Origin of the sequence: Geminicoccus harenae (genome assembly GCF_019800005.1) — a bacterium.
GTDB classification, from domain to species: Bacteria; Pseudomonadota; Alphaproteobacteria; order Geminicoccales; family Geminicoccaceae; genus Geminicoccus; species Geminicoccus harenae.
In genome coordinates this window covers 19784-35764 of the sequence record NZ_JABGCL010000023.1, presented here as the reverse complement: position 1 = coordinate 35764, position 15981 = coordinate 19784, and the positions used below count along the sequence as shown (strand labels likewise).

Sequence of the window (15981 nt, the reverse complement as noted above, 5' to 3'; positions counted from 1 at the left end):
ACAGGTTTCACCTGCCGCTTTGGGCGAAACTAGCGGAACAAGACGCAGTGCGCGAGATCATCGCGCACTGCGTCATTGCCGGGAGGGAACCCGTCGAGATTCCGGGCCGGATCAGGAGGCGGCGAAGGGCACGGCCACCCAGCGCTGCGCATCGCCGCGTGCCACCAGGAGGCGGACCGAGCTTGCGCCGTCCTCGGCCGCACCGCGCACCGCGTCGATCACCTTCTGGGGCCCGTCGACCTGCTCGCTGCCGACCGAAACAATGACGTCGCCCTGCGCGATGCCCTTCTCCTCCGCCGGGCTGCCGCCCATCACGTCCCGGACCAGCGCGCCCTCGACATTGGCGGGCACGCCCAGTTCCTGGCGGGCCTCGTCGGTGAGCGGTGCGAGGGCCAAGCCCAGGCGCGGCTGCTCCGCAGGTGCCGCGGTCTCCGCCTGGGCGACCTGCTGGTCGACCGGCATCTGGCCCACCTCCAGCGACACGGTCTGCTCCTTGCCGTCGCGCCAGATCTTCACGTCCGCTGCATCGCCGGGATCGGTGTCCGCGACCGCGCGGGTGAGCTGGGTCAGCCGCTCGATCGGGTGGCCGTCGAAGCTCAGGATCACGTCGCCGGCGCGCAGCCCCGCCTTGGCCGCCGGCCCGTCCGGCGTGACCTGGCTCACCAGCGCACCGCTGCGATCCTCCAGGCCGAACGAGCTCTTGAGGTCCTCGTCCATCTGCTGGATGCCGACCCCGATCCAGCCGCGCTCGACCGAGCCGTTCTCGATCAGCTCCGCGGTGACCGACTTGGCGAGGTTGGAGGAGATGGCGAAGCCGATACCGACGCTGCCGCCGGACGGCGAGAAGATCATGCTGTTCACGCCGATCACGTTGCCGTCGAGGTCGAAGGTCGGGCCGCCGGAATTGCCGCGGTTGATCGGCGCGTCGACCTGGATGAAGTCGTCATAGGGCCCGCTGCCGATCTCGCGGCCGGTGGCCGACACGATCCCGGCGGTCACGGTGCTGCCCAGGCCGAACGGGTTGCCGACTGCGACCACCTTGTCGCCGACCCGGACCTTGTCGCTGTCGGACCATGCCAGCGCGGTGAGCTTCTCCTTGCTCTCCACCTTGATCACGGCGAGGTCGGTCTTGGGGTCGATGCCGACCAGTTCGGCCGGCAGCCGGTCGCCATCCTGGAACACGACCTCGATCTTGTCGGCCCCGCCCACCACATGGGCGTTGGTGACGATGTAGCCGGAAGGATCGATCACGAAGCCCGAGCCCAGGCCCTCCATCTTGCCTTGCGGCCGCTGCTCGGGCTGCGGGAAGGGCTGGCCGAAGAAGCGCTCGAAGAAGCGGCGCTGCTGCTCGTCCATCTGGCCGGACGCCGGGACAGCGCCCTTTGCGCTGCCTTCCACCTGGACGGAAACCACCGAGGGCATGACCCTGGCGACCAGGTCGGCATAGCCGCGGTCATAGTTCTCGGCATGGGCCACGCTGGGTGCGAAGGCCGGCAGGGCCGGCACCGAGCCGGTCGCCAGGGCGGCCGCTGCAACCGTGCACAGCGCCAGGTTGCGGACCAGGGAGAAACGGCGGGTGACGGTAGGCTGCATCATCGATACTCCAACAATCTCCTGCGCATCCGATAGTGCTTCGGGGCCGGTGTAAGTCCATGTAGTGGATCGATCGAGGTTTGCATCCACAAACAAGGTGGCTCACGCAGCTGTTGTTGTCAGTAACGATCTGGTCACAGCGGCGTGAACAGTGATTGTTTCAAAGGATGTCTGATGCGTATCGTAGCAGTTTCACTAGGTGAATGCTGGAAGGACATCGGAGACTTCATCGTAACATCAGGCGCCGGTCTGGCAATATTCCCGTCTGGCTGGTCTGCAGACCGCGCCGACCTCGAGCCGGAACTATCTGACGGCAGCCTCGCCAGGCGGCTGATGGAGCTGGCCGGGCGGACCAGCACGGCCCTCCTGGCCCCATATGCCGAGCGGGAGGACGAGCGGACGTTCGCGAGCCTGCTGCTGGTCGACGGCACCGGGCACGGCCTGTGCAGCTATCGCAAGACCCATCTGAGTGCCGGGGACCAGGCCCGGCGGCTGGCGCGCGGCAACTGGATGACGATCGTCCCGCTGCTGGGCCGGCGCATCGGCCTGGCGCTGGACGACGACCTGCTCCACCCGGAGATGACCCGGTGCCTGGCGCTGGAGGGTGCTACGCTCCTGCTGGGCGTGGCCGGCTTCCCCCGCCCGGTGCTGCGCGCCCTGGCTCTCGTCCGGGCCCTGGAGAACGGGGTGCCCTGCGTGCTGGTCAGCGGCGAGGGGATGGTCGCCGCCGGCCCGGACGGACAGGTCTGGCATGACGGTGCGGCCAGGTCCGGGCTCGAGCTGCCGGATCCGGGCGAGGACAGCCAGGACGACTTCGCCGCCAGGCGACGCGTCGAGCTCTACCGGGCGCTGATGGAGCCGCTGCCGCGGAGCTGATGCCGGGCGAGCGCCGCCGTCACCAGGGCCAGGTAGCGCTCGCGGAAGCGCTCCTCGGAAAAGCGGGCGGCGTTGCGCAGGAGGGCATCCTGCGTGAACCGGTCCTCCTCCTGGAGGAACCGCCGCACTGCTTGGCAGATCGCCCCCTCGCTCTGCTCGGTGAAGAACAGGCCGGTGGCGTCGGGGTGCGGGGCGGGACGTACCGAATCCAGGGCACCACCGCGACCAAAGGCAATCACCGGCGTGCCCGCCGCTTGGGCCTCGACCAGCGTGATGCCGAAATCCTCCTCCGCCGCGAACACCAGGGCCCGGGCCTCCGCCAGCAGGCGGGCGACCTCGGCGCGCGGCAGAGTCCCCAGCAGCTCGACATTGGGCGCCGGTCGCACTCGGGCCTGGCCGGCACCCTCGCCGATCACCTTCAGCTTCAGGTCGGGCATCGCCGCGAAGGCGGCACAGATGAGCTCGGTGCGCTTGTAGGGGGCAAAGCGCGAGATCGCGATGAAATGATCGCCCTTGCTGGGTGCCGGCGCGAAATCCTGGAGCCGGACCGGCGGATGGATCACCGTGGCGTCGCGCCGGTAGATCCTCTGGATGCGCTGGCGGATGAACTCCGAATTGGCGATCAGCCGGTCCGGCCCGGCGCCGGTGCGGAAATCCCAGTTGCGCAGCCGGTGGAGCTGCCAGCGGAGCAGCCAGGAGCGCAGGCCCCGGTCCAGCCCGGCCTCGGCCAGGTACTGGTGCTGGTATTCCCAGGCATAGCGCATCGGCGCGTGGACATAGGCCAGGTGAACCTGATGGGGGCCGGTGAGCACGCCCTTGGCGAAGGCATGGCTGGAGGACAGCACGAGGTCGAAGCGGCCGAGGTCGAACTGCTCGATCGCCAGCGGCATGAGCGGCAGGTAGTGGCGAAAATGGCGGCGCGCGAACGGCAGGTTCTGGATGAACGAGGTGCGGACCGTCACTTCCTCCAGGAGGCCACGGACACCCTTGGGCATCACGTCCACCAGGGTGAACAGCTCCGCCTGGGGAAAGCAGGCCAGGATCTGCTCGACCACCCGCTCCGAGCCATAGAGGCTCTGCAGCCAGTCATGGACGATCGCGACCTTCAGCCCGGCCAGGTCGGGGACGGGCAGGGTTGGCCTGGACAAGCCTTTGGCACTCCGGGGAGGTTGTTCTTGTGCCGAACCGCCAGAGGGTTTCACACTCACGGAGCCGGATGCGGGTCCGGCTGAACTGCCCTAAGATGGCGGCGCAGACAACCATGACAAGGAAGCCCTCCGCATGAAGACCATCCTGGTGAACTTGGAGGTGAGCGCCGCGCTCGACGCGACGCTGGCCTGCAGCATCGGTGTGGCGAAGGAGTTCGGCTCCTATCTGGAGGGCCTGCATGTCCGCCCGGTACAGCCGGACGTGATCGCCGCGGGTGCGGACGGCTTCATCGCCGCGGCACCGGACCTGGTGGCGGGCTTCGAGCAGGATGCGCGCGAGCGGGCCGAGAAGCTGCGCGATGCCTTCGAGAACGCGGTGCGCTCGGCCGGCATGCCGCGTTTCCTGGAGCCCGGCGTGTCCGGCCCGGCGGCGGACTGGCACCTGGGTGCCGGGGCCGCGGCCAACGTGCTCGGCAGCTATGGCCGGATCTTCGACCTGATCGTGGTCGGCCGGCCGGTCGCGGACAGCCTGACGCCCTCGACCGCCGCCCTGGAAGGGGCCCTGTTCGAGGCCGGGCGCCTCCTGATGATCGCACCGCCCAGCGCCACCCGGATCGGCTTCGACCGGGTCCTGATCTCCTGGAACGGCAGCACCGAGACCTCGCGCACCATCGCCCTCGCCATGCCGTTCCTGGACCGGGCGAAGTCGGTGATCGTGCATACGGTGGAAAAGGGCACGGTGCCGGGCCCGTCCGGCGAATCGCTGGCCCGGATGCTGGAGCGGCGCGGCCTCCATGTGGAGGTGGTGAACCATGCCGGCGACGACCGGCCGGTCGGCAAGGTGACGCTGGACGAGGCGCAGCGCATGGGCGCGGACCTGATCGTCAAGGGCGCCTACACCCAGTCGCGGCTGCGGCAGATGATTTTCGGCGGCGCCACCAGCTATATCCTGGCCAATGTCGAGGTGCCGGTGCTGATGTCGCATTGAGCGGCGGTAGCAGCCTGCTGCTGCATGCCCTGCTGGGCCTGGCCTGCCTGCTCCTGCTGGCAGCGCAGTTCCGCCACGGGAGCGCGGCGCCCTGGCGCCTGGGCCTGGTTTCCGCAGCGCTGGCGGGCGTGATGGCCAGCGGGCTGGTCATGCTCCACAGTGCGGGCGGCCTGGCCAATGCCCGGTTCTTCGGCCACGTCATGCACTGGCTGGGCTGGCTCGCCGTGCTGACCTGGCTGCATGTCCTGGTGCGCGCCCGCGCGGCCGGTGTCCCGCCCAGGGGCGGAGTGCCCTTGTTCCTGACCGGTGCGGCCGGGCTGGCCGGGCTGCTGGCGCTGCTGCAGGACCGGGTCTGAACGGCCGCGAGGTATGGACGGAACCGGGGGAACGGGGCCATCCTGGCCCTGCCGGCCCACGGGTCGGGTCGTGGTCGAGAGCGCCGTCGGGGATCGGAACATCAAGCGCATGCGCAGATTGCTGAAGCCGGTCCGGCCGGCCCTGATCGGCGTGGCGGTGCTGCTGGTTCCGGCCACGGCATCCGCCGGGTCGCCGGCGGCGCCCGCTCCGGCGCCGGCCATGCCAGCAGCGGTGCCCGACCAAAGCGCCAGGGAGCTGGAAGCGATCATGGACGCCGTCCGCACCCGCGTGGACGGCGCCCAGCCGGCGGCGGGCGATACGCGCCAGGAGGAGCGGCTGGCGCTCGCCCAGGAGCGGGTGCGGCTGCTCGACCAGGAGGTGGCGGGGCTGCGCCAGGAGGTGGCGAGGCTGCGCCAGCAGCTCACCGATGCCGACATCGCCAACCGCAGCGTCACGGCGCGCCATGACGAGCTGGCCCGGCGGCTGCGCAATGCCGAGCATGCCAGCGAGCGGCTGGCCCTGGCGCTGGAACGCCGGGAAAAGGCGCTGCGCGATGCGCTGACCGAGCGCGACCGGGTGCTGGCCACCACGGGCGACGAGGTGCGGCTGGTGGAAGCCTCGGCCGTCGAGGCGCGCCGCGCGGCTGCCGAGGACGCGGCCAGTGCCCTGGCCCGCGTCGCCGAGGTGGAGGCCCGGCTGGAGGCCACCCAGCAGGATTTCGGGCGGCTGAACCTGGTCCTGGCCGAGCGGGACCGCCAGCTCGCGGAGCTGCAGGGCGGCAAGGGCAAGGAGCGGGAGTTGGCCGAGCGCGCCCAGGCCGAGCTGCGGCAGCAGCTCGATCAGCTCACCGCCGAACGGGACAAGATCCGAGTCGAGGGGGCCGCCCAGATCGCGGTGGTCGAGGCGAAGCTGGCCGATGCCGGCCGCCAGCTCGACGCGATGAGTGAGGAGGTCCGGCAGGCTTGGGCCGACCGGGCCGTGGCCGAGCAGCGCCTCCAGGAACAGGCCAGCCAGGCCGAGAGCCGGCTGGCCAAGGCCGAGCAGGCGCTGGCCGCGGAGCGGACGGGCCGGACCCGGGAGGTCGAGCGGCTGCAGGACGACCTGGCCCGTGCGCGCACCCGTGCCGCCGCCATGGACGGCGTGTCCCAGGAGGTCGGGCGCCATGCGGCGGAGCTGGCCAGGGAACTCGCGGACATGCGCGGGGTCGCCAGCGCCTCGGTGGCCGAGGCCGCCGAGCTCGGCCAGCAACTGGTGGAGACCCTGGCCGAGCTCGACGCGCTGCGCCAGCTCGTGGCGCGGCTGGAGCTGGCCCGCTCCGGGCAGGGCGAGCCGCCGGCGGATACCGAGGCTGCCGAGGTCTGGCCGATCGTGGCCACCAAGCTTGGCGACGAGCTGGAATATGGCGGGGACGCGCCCGGGCTCGACGAGGAACCGGCGGCAGCGCCACGCCTGTCCCTGCCGGTGCTGGGCCGGCTCAGCGGGCTGAAGCTGGAAGAAACGGCGGACGGCTGGATCCGGACCGTGCCCACCGGCATCGAGTTCGAGCTGGGCGGGCGACTGATCGATGCCGGCTCGGCACGCGGGCTGGAGCGGGTGGCGACCCTTATCCAGCTATCCCCCGGTGCCAGGGTGCGCGTGGTCGGCCACACCGATTCCGAAGGTGACCGCTACCGCAACCTGACCTTGTCGGTGGAGCGGGCCCGGGCGCTGCGCGACGCGCTGGCCGAGCAATTCGAGATCGACCCGGCGCGCATCGAGGTGGACGGCATGGGGCCGGACGAGCCGATCGCCAGCAACAAGACCGCCGAGGGGCGCAGCGCCAACCGGCGCGTCGAGGTGTTCGTCGCGCGCTAGCCGTGCTCGGCCAGCACGCTGCCGGCCAGATGCAGGGAGCCGCACACCAGCACCAGCGCCGCGCTGTCGGGTGCTGCCCCGACGATCTCTGCGACCGCGGCGACATGGCCCGGTGCCGTCCTGGCCGGATGGCCCAGCCGCGCCGCGGTCGCCGCGAGTTCGTCGGGTGCACGTGCCAGGGGCTCGTCCGGGATCGGCACCATCGTGCAGGAGGCAGCACGTGGCAGCAGTGGCGCCAGGAAGGCGTCGGCATCCTTGGTGTTCAGCATGCCCACCACCAGATGCACCGGTCGGCCGGGCGGCAGCGCGTCCAGCATGGCCGCGAGCGCGGCGGCGGCCGCCGGGTTGTGCCCGCCGTCCAGGCGCAGCTCCCAGCCGTCCGGCAGCAGTTCCGCCATCGGCCCCGACGTCAGGCGCTGCCAGCGGCCGGGCCAGCGGACCGAGGCCAGGCCCCGGGCGATGTGGGACGTGGCGGGACGGAGCGGTTCCGGCAGCCGGCGCAGGGCCAGTGCTGCCACTGCCGCGTTCACGTACTGGTGCGGCCCTTCCAGGGCCGGGCGCGGCAGCTCGATCCGGGCCTCCCCATCATGGACGCATAGCTGACCATCGCGCAGCTCGTAGCGCCAGTCCCGATCATGGATCACGAGTGGCGTGCCGGTCGCTGCCGCCACCCGTTCGATCGCGGTCAAGCCCTCCGCGCTCTGAGGTGCCAGCACGCAGGGCACGCCGGGCTTCAGGATCCCGGCCTTCTCGGTAGCGATCTGGCCGACCGTGTCGCCCAAGTAGGATTCGTGGTCGAGCGAGACCGGGGTGATCACCGACACGGCGGGCCGGTCGATCACGTTGGTCGCGTCCAGCCGGCCGCCCATGCCGACCTCCAGCACCAGGAGGTCGGCCGGGGTGCGCGCGAAGGCCAGGAACGCCATCGCGGTGGTGATCTCGAAGAAGGTGATCGGCCGGCCGGCATTGACCCGCTCGACCTCCTCCAGGAGGTCGGTCAGCAGTGCCTCATCGATCGGCTCCCCTGAGAGCAGGATCCGCTCGCTGAACCGGACCAGGTGCGGGGAGACGTAGCGGTGGACGCGCCGGCCGGACGCGGCGAGGGCTGCGGCGACATAGGCCCCGGTCGAGCCCTTGCCGTTGGTGCCGGCCAGATGGACGACCGGCGGCAGTGCGCGCTCCGGATGGCCCAGCTCCGCCAGGATCCGCTCCATCCGGGCCAGGGACAGGTCGATCTTCTTGGGATGAAGGTCGAGCAGCCTGGCCAGGACGACGTCACTCGCCCGGCTGCGGCTCACTCGTCCGGACCAGTTCCAGGGTGGGCGCCTCGGCGGGGGGCTCGACCGCCGGCTCCGCCGCCGCCGGCGCCTCCGGCAGGTCGCGCCGCTTGCGCAGGAGCAGGTCCAGGATCCGCACCAGCGTGGCGCGCAGGTCGAAGCGATGCACGACCATGTCGACGATGCCGTGGTCGCGCAGATACTCGGCGCGCTGAAAACCCTCGGGCAGCTTCTCGCGGATGGTCTGCTCGATTACGCGGGCACCGGCAAAGCCGATCATGGCGCCGGGCTCGGCCAGCTGGATGTCGCCCAGCATGGCGAAGCTGGCAGTGACCCCGCCCGTGGTGGGATCAGTCAGCACCACGATGTAGGGCAGGCCCTTGTCCTTCACCATCTCCACCGCGACGGTGGTGCGCGCCATCTGCATGAGGGACAGCGCACCCTCCTGCATCCGCGCCCCGCCGGAGCTGGTGAACACGATCAGTGCGGCTTCCTGCAGGACGGCGAGCTTGGCCGCCGCCAGGAAGGCCTCGCCCACCGCCGTGCCCATCGAGCCGCCCATGAAGGCGAAGTTCATGACCGCGATCACCGCGGGCATGCCGTCGATCTTGCCGTGGGCGGCCTCCAGCGCGTCCTGGCGGCCGGTCTTGGCCTGGGCCTCCTTCAGCCGGTCGGCATAGCGCTTCTGGTCGCGGAACTTGAGCGGGTCGGCCGGCACCTTGGGCAGCTCGATCTGCTGCCAGCTTCCGGCGTCGAACAGGGTCTCGAAGCGGAACTTCGGGTCGACCCGCATGTGGTGGCCGCAATGCGGGCAGACCCGCTGCGCCTGCTCGAAGTCGCGGTGGAAGATCATCCGTTCGCAGGACGTGCACTGCCGCCACAGATCGTCGGGCAGGGCGGTCTCGCGGCTGACCAATGCCCGGATCTTCGGCCGGACATAGTCGGTGAGCCAGTTGCTCATGCGCGGGCTCCGCGCACGCCGGCGGCCAGCTCGCGCACCAGCCCGTGCACCGCCTCGACCAGACCGGGCCTGGCCTTGCCGTCTTGGTCCAGGTTGGTGGCCACCAGGTCGACCAGGGCCGAGCCCACCACCGCGGCATCGGCGTTGCGGGCGATCGCCGCCGCCTGCTCGGGCGTACGGATGCCGAAGCCCACCGCGACCGGCAGCGTCGTGGCCGACTTGATCCGGCGCACGGCTTGGCCGACCAGATCGGCGACCGGGGCCGCCGAGCCGGTGATACCGGTGATCGACACGTAGTAGATGAAGCCGGACGCGTTCTGGAGCACCACCGGCAGTCGCTTGTCGTCGGTGGTGGGCGTGGCCAGGCGGATGAAGTCCAGGCCAGCCTCCTTGGCCGGCAGGCAGAACTCCTCGTCCTCCTCGGGCGGCAGGTCGACCATGATCAGCCCGTCCACCCCGGCCTCGACGGCGGCGGCGATGAACCGCTCCTTCCCCATCCGGTGGACCGGGTTGTAGTAGCCCATCAGCACGACCGGCGTCGTCTGGTCGTCGGAGCGGAACCGGCGCACCAGCTCCAGCACGCCGTTCAGCGTCATGCCGCCCGCGATGGCGCGCAGATTGCCGGCCTGGATCGCCGGGCCGTCGGCCATCGGGTCGGAGAACGGCATGCCGATCTCGATGAGGTCGACGCCGGCGCCGGGCAGGCCCCGGATCAGCGCCAGCGAGGTTTCCGCATCGGGGTCGCCCGCGCAGAGATAGGTGACGAGGCCCGCCCGGCCCTCGGCGGCGAGCGCAGCGAAGCGCTTCTGGATCCGCTCGCTCACAGCTTCACTCCAAGATGCTCCGCGACCGCGAAAATGTCCTTGTCGCCCCGGCCGGACAGGTTGAGGAGGATGATCTGGTCCCGGTCCATGCCGGGCGCGATCTTGGCGACATGCGCCAGGGCATGGGCGCATTCCAGCGCCGGCAGGATGCCCTCCAGCTTGCCGCAGAGCTGGAAGGCCTCCAGCGTCTCCGCATCCGTGATGGGAGCGATCTCCAGGCGGCCCTGGTCCTTCAGCCAGGAATGCTCAGGGCCCACGCCCGGATAGTCGAGACCGGCCGAGATCGAGTGCGGCTCGATCACCTGGCCGTCCTGGTCCTGGAGCAGGTAGGAGCGCGAGCCGTGCAGCACGCCGGGGGTGCCGGCGGCCATCGCCGCGGCATGGCGGCCGGTCTCGATCCCGTCGCCCGCGGCTTCCACCGCGATCAGCCGGACCTCGTCGTCCAGGAAGGGGTGGAACAGGCCCATGGCATTGGAGCCGCCGCCCACGGCTGCCACCAGCACGTCCGGCAGGCGGCCTTCCTTTTCCAGGATCTGCTGCTTCGCCTCGCGGCCGATCACCGACTGGAAGTCGCGCACCATCGCCGGATAGGGATGGGGGCCTGCCACCGAGCCGATCACGTAGAACGTGTCGTGGACGTTGGTCACCCAGTCGCGCAGCGCCTCGTTCATCGCGTCTTTGAGCGTATGCGAGCCGGAGGTGACGGGGCGCACCTCGGCACCCAGCAGGCGCATGCGGAACACGTTGGGCTGCTGCCGCTCGATGTCCTTGGCACCCATGTAGACGATGCAGGGCAGGCCGAGGCGCGAGGCCACGGTGGCGGTGGCGACGCCGTGCTGGCCGGCCCCGGTCTCGGCGATGATCCGGGTCTTGCCCATGCGCTTGGCGAGCAGGACCTGGGCCACCGTGTTGTTGATCTTGTGGGAGCCGGTGTGGTTCAGCTCCTCACGCTTGAAGTAGATCTTCGCCCCGCCGAAATGCTCGGTCAGGCGCTCAGCGTAGTAGAGCGGCGAGGGGCGGCCGACATAGTCCTTGAACCAGCCGTCGAGTTCCTTCCAGAAGCCCTCGTCCTTCTTCACCTCCTCGTAGGCGCGCTCCAGGTCGAGGATCAGCGGCATCAGGGTCTCGGCGACGAACCGTCCGCCGAAGATGCCGTAATGGCCGTTCTCGTCCGGCATGGTGCGCAGGGAGTTGCGCTGGCTCATCGGTCGTTCCTTCCAAATCCCTTGGCCTTGGCGATGAAGTCGGCGAGCCGTGCCGGATCCTTCACGCCGGGCGAAATCTCCACCCCGGAGCTGACATCGACACCGGTGGCACCGGTCATCGCCAGGGCAGCCTCGACATTGTCGGGGCTCAGGCCCCCCGCGAGCAGCCAGGGCTTCCCGACCTCCAGGCCCTGGAGCAGCCGCCAGTCGAACGCCAAGCCGTTGCCGCCGGGCTGGGCAGCACCTGGCAGGGGCTTGGTGTCGAACAGCAGCATGTCGGCGGCGTCCCGGTAGGCCGGCAGCACCGCCAGGTCCTCCGGTGTCGCCACCGGCAGCGCCTTCAGCGTCTCCACGCCGAAGCGCAGCCCGATCTCGGCGACCCGCTCGGGCTTCTCCTCGCCGTGGAGCTGGATCACGTCGAGCGCCACCGACATCAGCGCGGTCTCGAGCAGATGGTCGTCCGGATTGACGAACAGGCCGACCGTCCTTGTCTCGCCGGTGACGTGCCGGGCGAGCTCGCCCGCCTCATGGGGCGTGACGTTGCGCCGCGACGGCGGGAAGAACACGAAGCCCACGAAGTCCGCGCCGGCCCCGCAGGCCTGGACGATGCGCGCCGGCTCCTTCAGCCCGCAGATCTTGACCAGCGTCATCGGCCGGATCCGCCTCCGAGCAGGCCGCGCGCCGCGGCGACCGGATCGGCCGCACCCGTGATCGGCCGCCCCACCACCAGCACGTCGGCACCGGCGGCCAGTGCCTCCTGCGGTGTCATCACCCGCTTCTGGTCGTCACCGGCAGGCCCGGCCGGGCGGATGCCCGGGACCACCAGCTTCACGCCAGCCGGCAGGATCCGGCGCAGGCGGGCAATCTCGTGCGGCGAGCAGACCAGGCCGTCGACGCCGGCCTCGACCGCGAGCCGTGCCAGCCGCTCGACCTGCGCCCCGGTGCCGCCGGCCACGCCCGCTGCTGCCAAGTCGGCATCGTCCAGGCTGGTCAGCACCGTCACCGCCAGGAGCCAGGTGGAGGCGCCGGCCTGCCGCTTGGCCTCGACCGCCGCCCGCAGCATCGCCGCACCACCCGACGCATGCAGGGTCAGCATGGCGGGCTCGAGCGCCAGGGCGGAGCGGACTGCCCCTGCCACCGTGTTCGGGATGTCGTGCAGCTTCAGGTCCAGGAAGATCGGCAGGCCAGCCTCCTGGACGGTGCGCACGCCGTCTGGGCCGCTGGCGCAGAAGAACTCCAGGCCGAGCTTCACGCCGCCGACCACGCCGTTCAGCGACCGGGCCAGCGTCAGGGCGCCGGCCGGGTCGGGGCGGTCGATGGCGCACAAGATCGGGGAGCTGGACAAGGTCGGTTCCGGACGATGGCAGGACCGCTGCGCTGCTTGGCAGAGCCAGACAGGTGCGTCAACGCGATGGGCGGGATGTCTCTACATGTGTGGGAAGCGGCGCCGGATTCAATCGCCCTGGCCGGATGCGGCGACGACCGCCTCGGCGGCCACCAGGTCCTCCAGGGCGGCACCCACCGACTTGAACAGGGTGACCTCGTCGGCGCTGCGCCGGCCCGGCACGGTGCCGGTCACCAGCTCGCGCAGCTCGCCCCGGATCGAACCGGCCGAGAAGGCGCCGGAGTCGATCGCCTGGAGCAGGTCGCCCGCCTCGGCCAGCGCACCCTCGCGGGTGTCGACGAACACGGAGGCAGCAGCCACCAGCGCGTCGTCGCTCTCGCGCATCGCATGGGTATAGGCGCCGACCAGGTCGACATGGGTGCCGGGGCGGACATCGGCGCCGCGCACCAGCGGCTCGGTGGAGTTGGTGGCGGCCGAGATCAGGTCGGCCTGGCTGACCGCGGCGGCCAGATCGGTGACCGCCTCCGCCGCGATGCCCTGCGCGGCGAGCCGGGCCGCGGCCGCTTCGGCCTTGTCCGGGTTGCGGTTCCAGATCAGTGCCCGCTCCAGGGAGGGCCGCACCGCCCGGTGCGCATGGACGAAGTTCGGGCAGAGCGCGCCCGCACCCACGACCAAGTGGGTGCGGATGTCGTCGCGGGCGAGATAGGAAGCGGCCAGGGCCGAGGCGCCGGCCGTGCGGCGCAGGGTCAGGGCAGCACCATCCAGGATCGCCCTGGGCGTGCCGGTCGGCCCGTCGAACAGGAGGTAGAGCCCCTGGATCGAGGGGATGCCGCACGCCTCGTGGCCGGGCGCCACATGCACGATCTTGATGCCGGTGACACTGCCCGGCCGCCAGGCCGGCATGATCAGGAGGTCGGCCGGCCGGTCCATGCCCGGGCGCGGAACCGGGTGGTGGTGCCGGACCGGGGCCTCGGCACCCGCCTGGAAGCCGATGCGCAGGGCATCCACCATGCGCGGCCAGGGCAGGGCGGCCTCGATCGCTTGCGGGCCGAAGAAGGGCACCTGCTCCATCGGCTCAGCGCGCCGTGGCCAGTGCGCGGGTCGGCGTCACGTTCTTGGCGGCGAGCGCTGCGGCCGAGGCTTCCTCGTCGCGGCGGCGGCGCAGCTCCTGTTCCTGCAGGATGGCCAGCTTGCGCCGGGTGCGCGACGCCTCGACCCGCTTGTCGTGGCCGCCCAGCCAGGACGCGATGCCGCCCAGGATCACGCCGATGATCATCGCCACCAGGAACACGCCGTAGAGCGGCAGGTCGACCATGAACGGGGTCGGCCAGAGCGAGATCTCGACGGGCTGGCGGTTGCCGATCGCGAACAGGACGATCACCAGGAGCCCGACCAGGGCGAGGATCGTGCGGAGAAACTTTACCATGGGCGCCTCACGAAGCTTGGGCCCGCTCATATCAGAGGAGGCCCGGCTGCGACAGGCGCTGCCGCCTCACTCCGTGCCGACGTTCAGCCGCTCTCTCAGCTCCTTGCCGGTCTTGAAATAGGGCACCCGCTTGTCCGGGACATCCACCTCCTCGCCGGTGCGCGGATTGCGGCCGGTCCGCGCCGAGCGGCCGCGGATGGAGAAGGCGCCGAAGCCGCGCAGCTCGACCCGGTCGCCGCGCTCCAGCGCCTTGGTCAGCTCCTCGAACACGGTGGCGACGATCTTCTCGACATCGCGCAGGTAGAGGTGCGGGTTCGCCTCGGCGATGCGGCGGATGAGGTCGGAGCGGGTCATGCCGGCGGTCGCTTTCCCTGGACGAACGATCCAACGCCCGCCTTTTCGCGCGACGGTGGTGCCGCGTCAAGCGACAGGAAGACGCAACCCATTGAACTGCAACGAAAAAGCCTCCGCTCGGGTTCGTTTCGCAAAATCACTGCCAGCACTGGCGCATTGCAAGCCCGCGGACGACGCGGCAGGGACGCCACAGTATAGCAGCTTCCATCATCCGTACGCTTGCCGAACTTGCCGCGATGCGAGAAAAGCGCCGGCTCGCCCGAACCTCGCCGATGCGGTGGGCGGCCCGGCCTTTTCCCCGCGCGACCCCTCGAGCCTGCCCTTCGACCGGGCAGGCCGGACCGGGCGCGCCCAGACTGTTCCAAGACGGCTCGACCATGAACGCGACCATGCTTCGTCACGCGGTGATCCTCGGCCTCCTGATCGCGGTGGGTCCGTTCGCGATCGACGCCTATCTGCCGGCCTTCGGCTCGATCGCCGCCGAGTTCGCCACCGACCATGGCGTGGTGCAGCTCACCGTGCTCTGCTTCGTGATCACCATGGCGGCGGGTCAGGTGATCTACGGGCCGCTCTCGGACGCGATCGGGCGCAAGCCGCCGGTCTATGCGGGCTTATGCCTGTTCGTCCTGGGCTCGATCGGCTGTGCCCTGGCCGGCGACGTCGATTCGCTGCTGCTCTGGCGCCTGCTCCAGGGGCTGGGCGCCTCGGCCGGCATGGTGCTGGCGATCGCGATCATCCGCGACATGCATACCGGCGTGGAGGCGGCGCGCCTTCTGTCCACCGCGATCCTGGCGCTCAGCGTCTCGCCGATCCTGGCCCCGCTGGCAGGCGGCTTGCTGATCCAGGTGGCGTCCTGGCGGATGATCTTCTGGGCGCTGGCCCTGGTCGCGATCGGCGTGGGCGTGCTGATCTGGACCTCCATGCCGGAAACCCACCTGCCCGAGCGGCGCATCAGGCAGAACGGGCTCACGGTCCTGCGCAGCTATGCCGCCTTATGCCGCGACCGCACCTTCATGAGTGCCGTCGCCACGGCGGGCTTCGCCCAGGCGGCGCTGCTGGCCTATGTCGCCGGCTCGTCCTTCGTGTTCATCACGCTCTATGGGGTCACGCCGCTCACCTACAGCCTGATCTTCGCCGGCAACGCCGCGACCATCATCGGCCTGGCCCAGCTCAACGCCACGATCATCCGCCGGATCGGTGCGCCGCGCCTGATCACGCTGGCGGTCGGCTGGTTCGTGGTGATGGCGGTGCTGATGGGCCTGGTCATGCTGACGGGGCAGGCCAGCCTGCCGGTCGCGGCGCTCATGATCTTCCTGAGCCTGGGGGCGCTGGGCATGATCATGCCGAATGCCACCATGCTGGCGCTGGAGCCGATGGGGGCGATGGCCGGCACCGCCTCGGCGCTGGGCGGGTTCCTCCAAGGCCTGCTGGGCGCGCTGGCGACGCTGCTGGTGAGCGCTGCCTTCGACGGCACGGCGCGGCCGATGGTGGTGGTGATGGCGGGGAGCTCGCTGTGCTGTGCGGCGGCGTGGTGGCTGCACCTGCGGGCTACGTCATGCCGGGTGTCCGCAGTGGCCGGCTAATGTCTCTTCGGAACGGCACTGGGGAGGATCTCTCGTCAGCTATCCTTGTCCCTACGGGCGCTTTCTCGGCTTGACCACTGGATGGCCGGGTCAGGCCCGGCCATGACGAATCGGAACGTGCAAATCAGCTCGTCATGGCCGGCCTCGAGCCGGCCATCCAGAGGAACGGCCGGCTTGAGGCCGATCGGCC

16 protein-coding genes are annotated in these 15981 nt (G+C 70.6%); 5 read left to right on the top strand and 11 right to left on the bottom strand.

Features of this window, described 5'->3' with window-relative positions; translation table 11 throughout:
* Positions 1-111 precede the first annotated feature (111 nt).
* A complete protein-coding gene (locus HLA95_RS19525) occupies positions 112-1596 on the bottom strand; it encodes a DegQ family serine endoprotease (RefSeq protein ID WP_191059839.1) in 1485 nt (494 codons plus the stop codon).
* A gap of 171 nt (positions 1597-1767) precedes the next feature.
* On the opposite strand from HLA95_RS19525, the gene HLA95_RS19520 reads away from it, so the two are divergent.
* On the top strand, positions 1768-2469 hold the full coding sequence (locus HLA95_RS19520; RefSeq protein WP_191059838.1) for a carbon-nitrogen hydrolase family protein: 702 nt from the start codon (positions 1768-1770) through the stop codon (positions 2467-2469).
* Here HLA95_RS19520 and HLA95_RS19515 read toward each other — a convergent pair.
* Positions 2433-3578, bottom strand: a complete 1146-nt coding sequence (locus tag HLA95_RS19515) for a glycosyltransferase (RefSeq protein ID WP_191059841.1) — start codon at positions 3576-3578, stop codon at positions 2433-2435. The two genes, HLA95_RS19520 and HLA95_RS19515, sit on opposite strands and share 37 nt — an antisense overlap.
* A 172-nt stretch (positions 3579-3750) precedes the next feature.
* On the opposite strand from HLA95_RS19515, the gene HLA95_RS19510 reads away from it, so the two are divergent.
* From HLA95_RS19510 to HLA95_RS19500, 3 genes are all read left to right on the top strand, one after another.
* Complete coding sequence (locus tag HLA95_RS19510) at positions 3751-4605, top strand: universal stress protein (RefSeq protein WP_191059837.1); 855 nt, start codon at positions 3751-3753, stop codon at positions 4603-4605.
* Positions 4602-4961, top strand: a complete 360-nt coding sequence (locus HLA95_RS19505; protein ID WP_191059836.1) for a hypothetical protein — start codon at positions 4602-4604, stop codon at positions 4959-4961. Before HLA95_RS19510 ends, HLA95_RS19505 begins: the two co-directional genes overlap by 4 nt.
* 109 nt (positions 4962-5070) lie before the next feature.
* The gene (locus HLA95_RS19500) at positions 5071-6816 is read left to right on the top strand and encodes an OmpA family protein (RefSeq protein ID WP_222184239.1); all 1746 of its coding nucleotides are present in this window, start codon (positions 5071-5073) and stop codon (positions 6814-6816) included.
* Here the strand turns inward: HLA95_RS19500 and HLA95_RS19495 are convergent.
* The 9 genes from HLA95_RS19495 to HLA95_RS19455 form a co-directional block, all read right to left on the bottom strand.
* Entirely contained in the window at positions 6813-8114 is a 1302-nt protein-coding gene (locus HLA95_RS19495) for a bifunctional folylpolyglutamate synthase/dihydrofolate synthase (protein WP_322100152.1), read from the bottom strand. The genes HLA95_RS19500 and HLA95_RS19495 overlap by 4 nt on opposite strands.
* The gene (gene accD / locus HLA95_RS19490) at positions 8092-9054 is read right to left on the bottom strand and encodes an acetyl-CoA carboxylase, carboxyltransferase subunit beta (RefSeq protein ID WP_191060824.1); all 963 of its coding nucleotides are present in this window, start codon (positions 9052-9054) and stop codon (positions 8092-8094) included. Before accD ends, HLA95_RS19495 begins: the two co-directional genes overlap by 23 nt.
* Positions 9051-9878, bottom strand: a complete 828-nt coding sequence (gene trpA / locus HLA95_RS19485) for a tryptophan synthase subunit alpha (RefSeq protein ID WP_222184237.1) — start codon at positions 9876-9878, stop codon at positions 9051-9053. Before trpA ends, accD begins: the two co-directional genes overlap by 4 nt.
* Positions 9875-11083, bottom strand: a complete 1209-nt coding sequence (gene trpB / locus HLA95_RS19480; protein WP_222184235.1) for a tryptophan synthase subunit beta — start codon at positions 11081-11083, stop codon at positions 9875-9877. Before trpB ends, trpA begins: the two co-directional genes overlap by 4 nt.
* A complete protein-coding gene (locus tag HLA95_RS19475) occupies positions 11080-11733 on the bottom strand; it encodes a phosphoribosylanthranilate isomerase (RefSeq protein WP_191060826.1) in 654 nt (217 codons plus the stop codon). The genes trpB and HLA95_RS19475 overlap by 4 nt, the downstream gene beginning before the upstream one ends.
* Positions 11730-12428, bottom strand: coding sequence for an orotidine-5'-phosphate decarboxylase (pyrF, locus tag HLA95_RS19470; RefSeq protein ID WP_222184233.1), 699 nt, complete (start codon positions 12426-12428; stop codon positions 11730-11732). Before pyrF ends, HLA95_RS19475 begins: the two co-directional genes overlap by 4 nt.
* Positions 12429-12536: 108 nt before the next feature.
* Positions 12537-13499, bottom strand: a complete 963-nt coding sequence (gene lhpI / locus HLA95_RS19465; RefSeq protein WP_191062205.1) for a bifunctional Delta(1)-pyrroline-2-carboxylate/Delta(1)-piperideine-2-carboxylate reductase — start codon at positions 13497-13499, stop codon at positions 12537-12539.
* 4 nt (positions 13500-13503) lie between these two features.
* Entirely contained in the window at positions 13504-13854 is a 351-nt protein-coding gene (locus tag HLA95_RS19460; protein ID WP_222184231.1) for a LapA family protein, read from the bottom strand.
* A 66-nt stretch (positions 13855-13920) separates the two neighbouring features.
* Complete coding sequence (locus tag HLA95_RS19455) at positions 13921-14208, bottom strand: integration host factor subunit beta (protein ID WP_159710277.1); 288 nt, start codon at positions 14206-14208, stop codon at positions 13921-13923.
* A 389-nt stretch (positions 14209-14597) separates the two neighbouring features.
* Between HLA95_RS19455 and HLA95_RS19450 the strand changes: the two genes are divergently transcribed.
* Positions 14598-15791 carry a multidrug effflux MFS transporter gene (locus tag HLA95_RS19450; RefSeq protein WP_191060515.1) on the top strand — a complete coding sequence of 398 codons (1194 nt, stop codon included), beginning with the start codon at positions 14598-14600 and terminating at the stop codon, positions 15789-15791.
* Positions 15792-15981 lie beyond the last annotated feature (190 nt).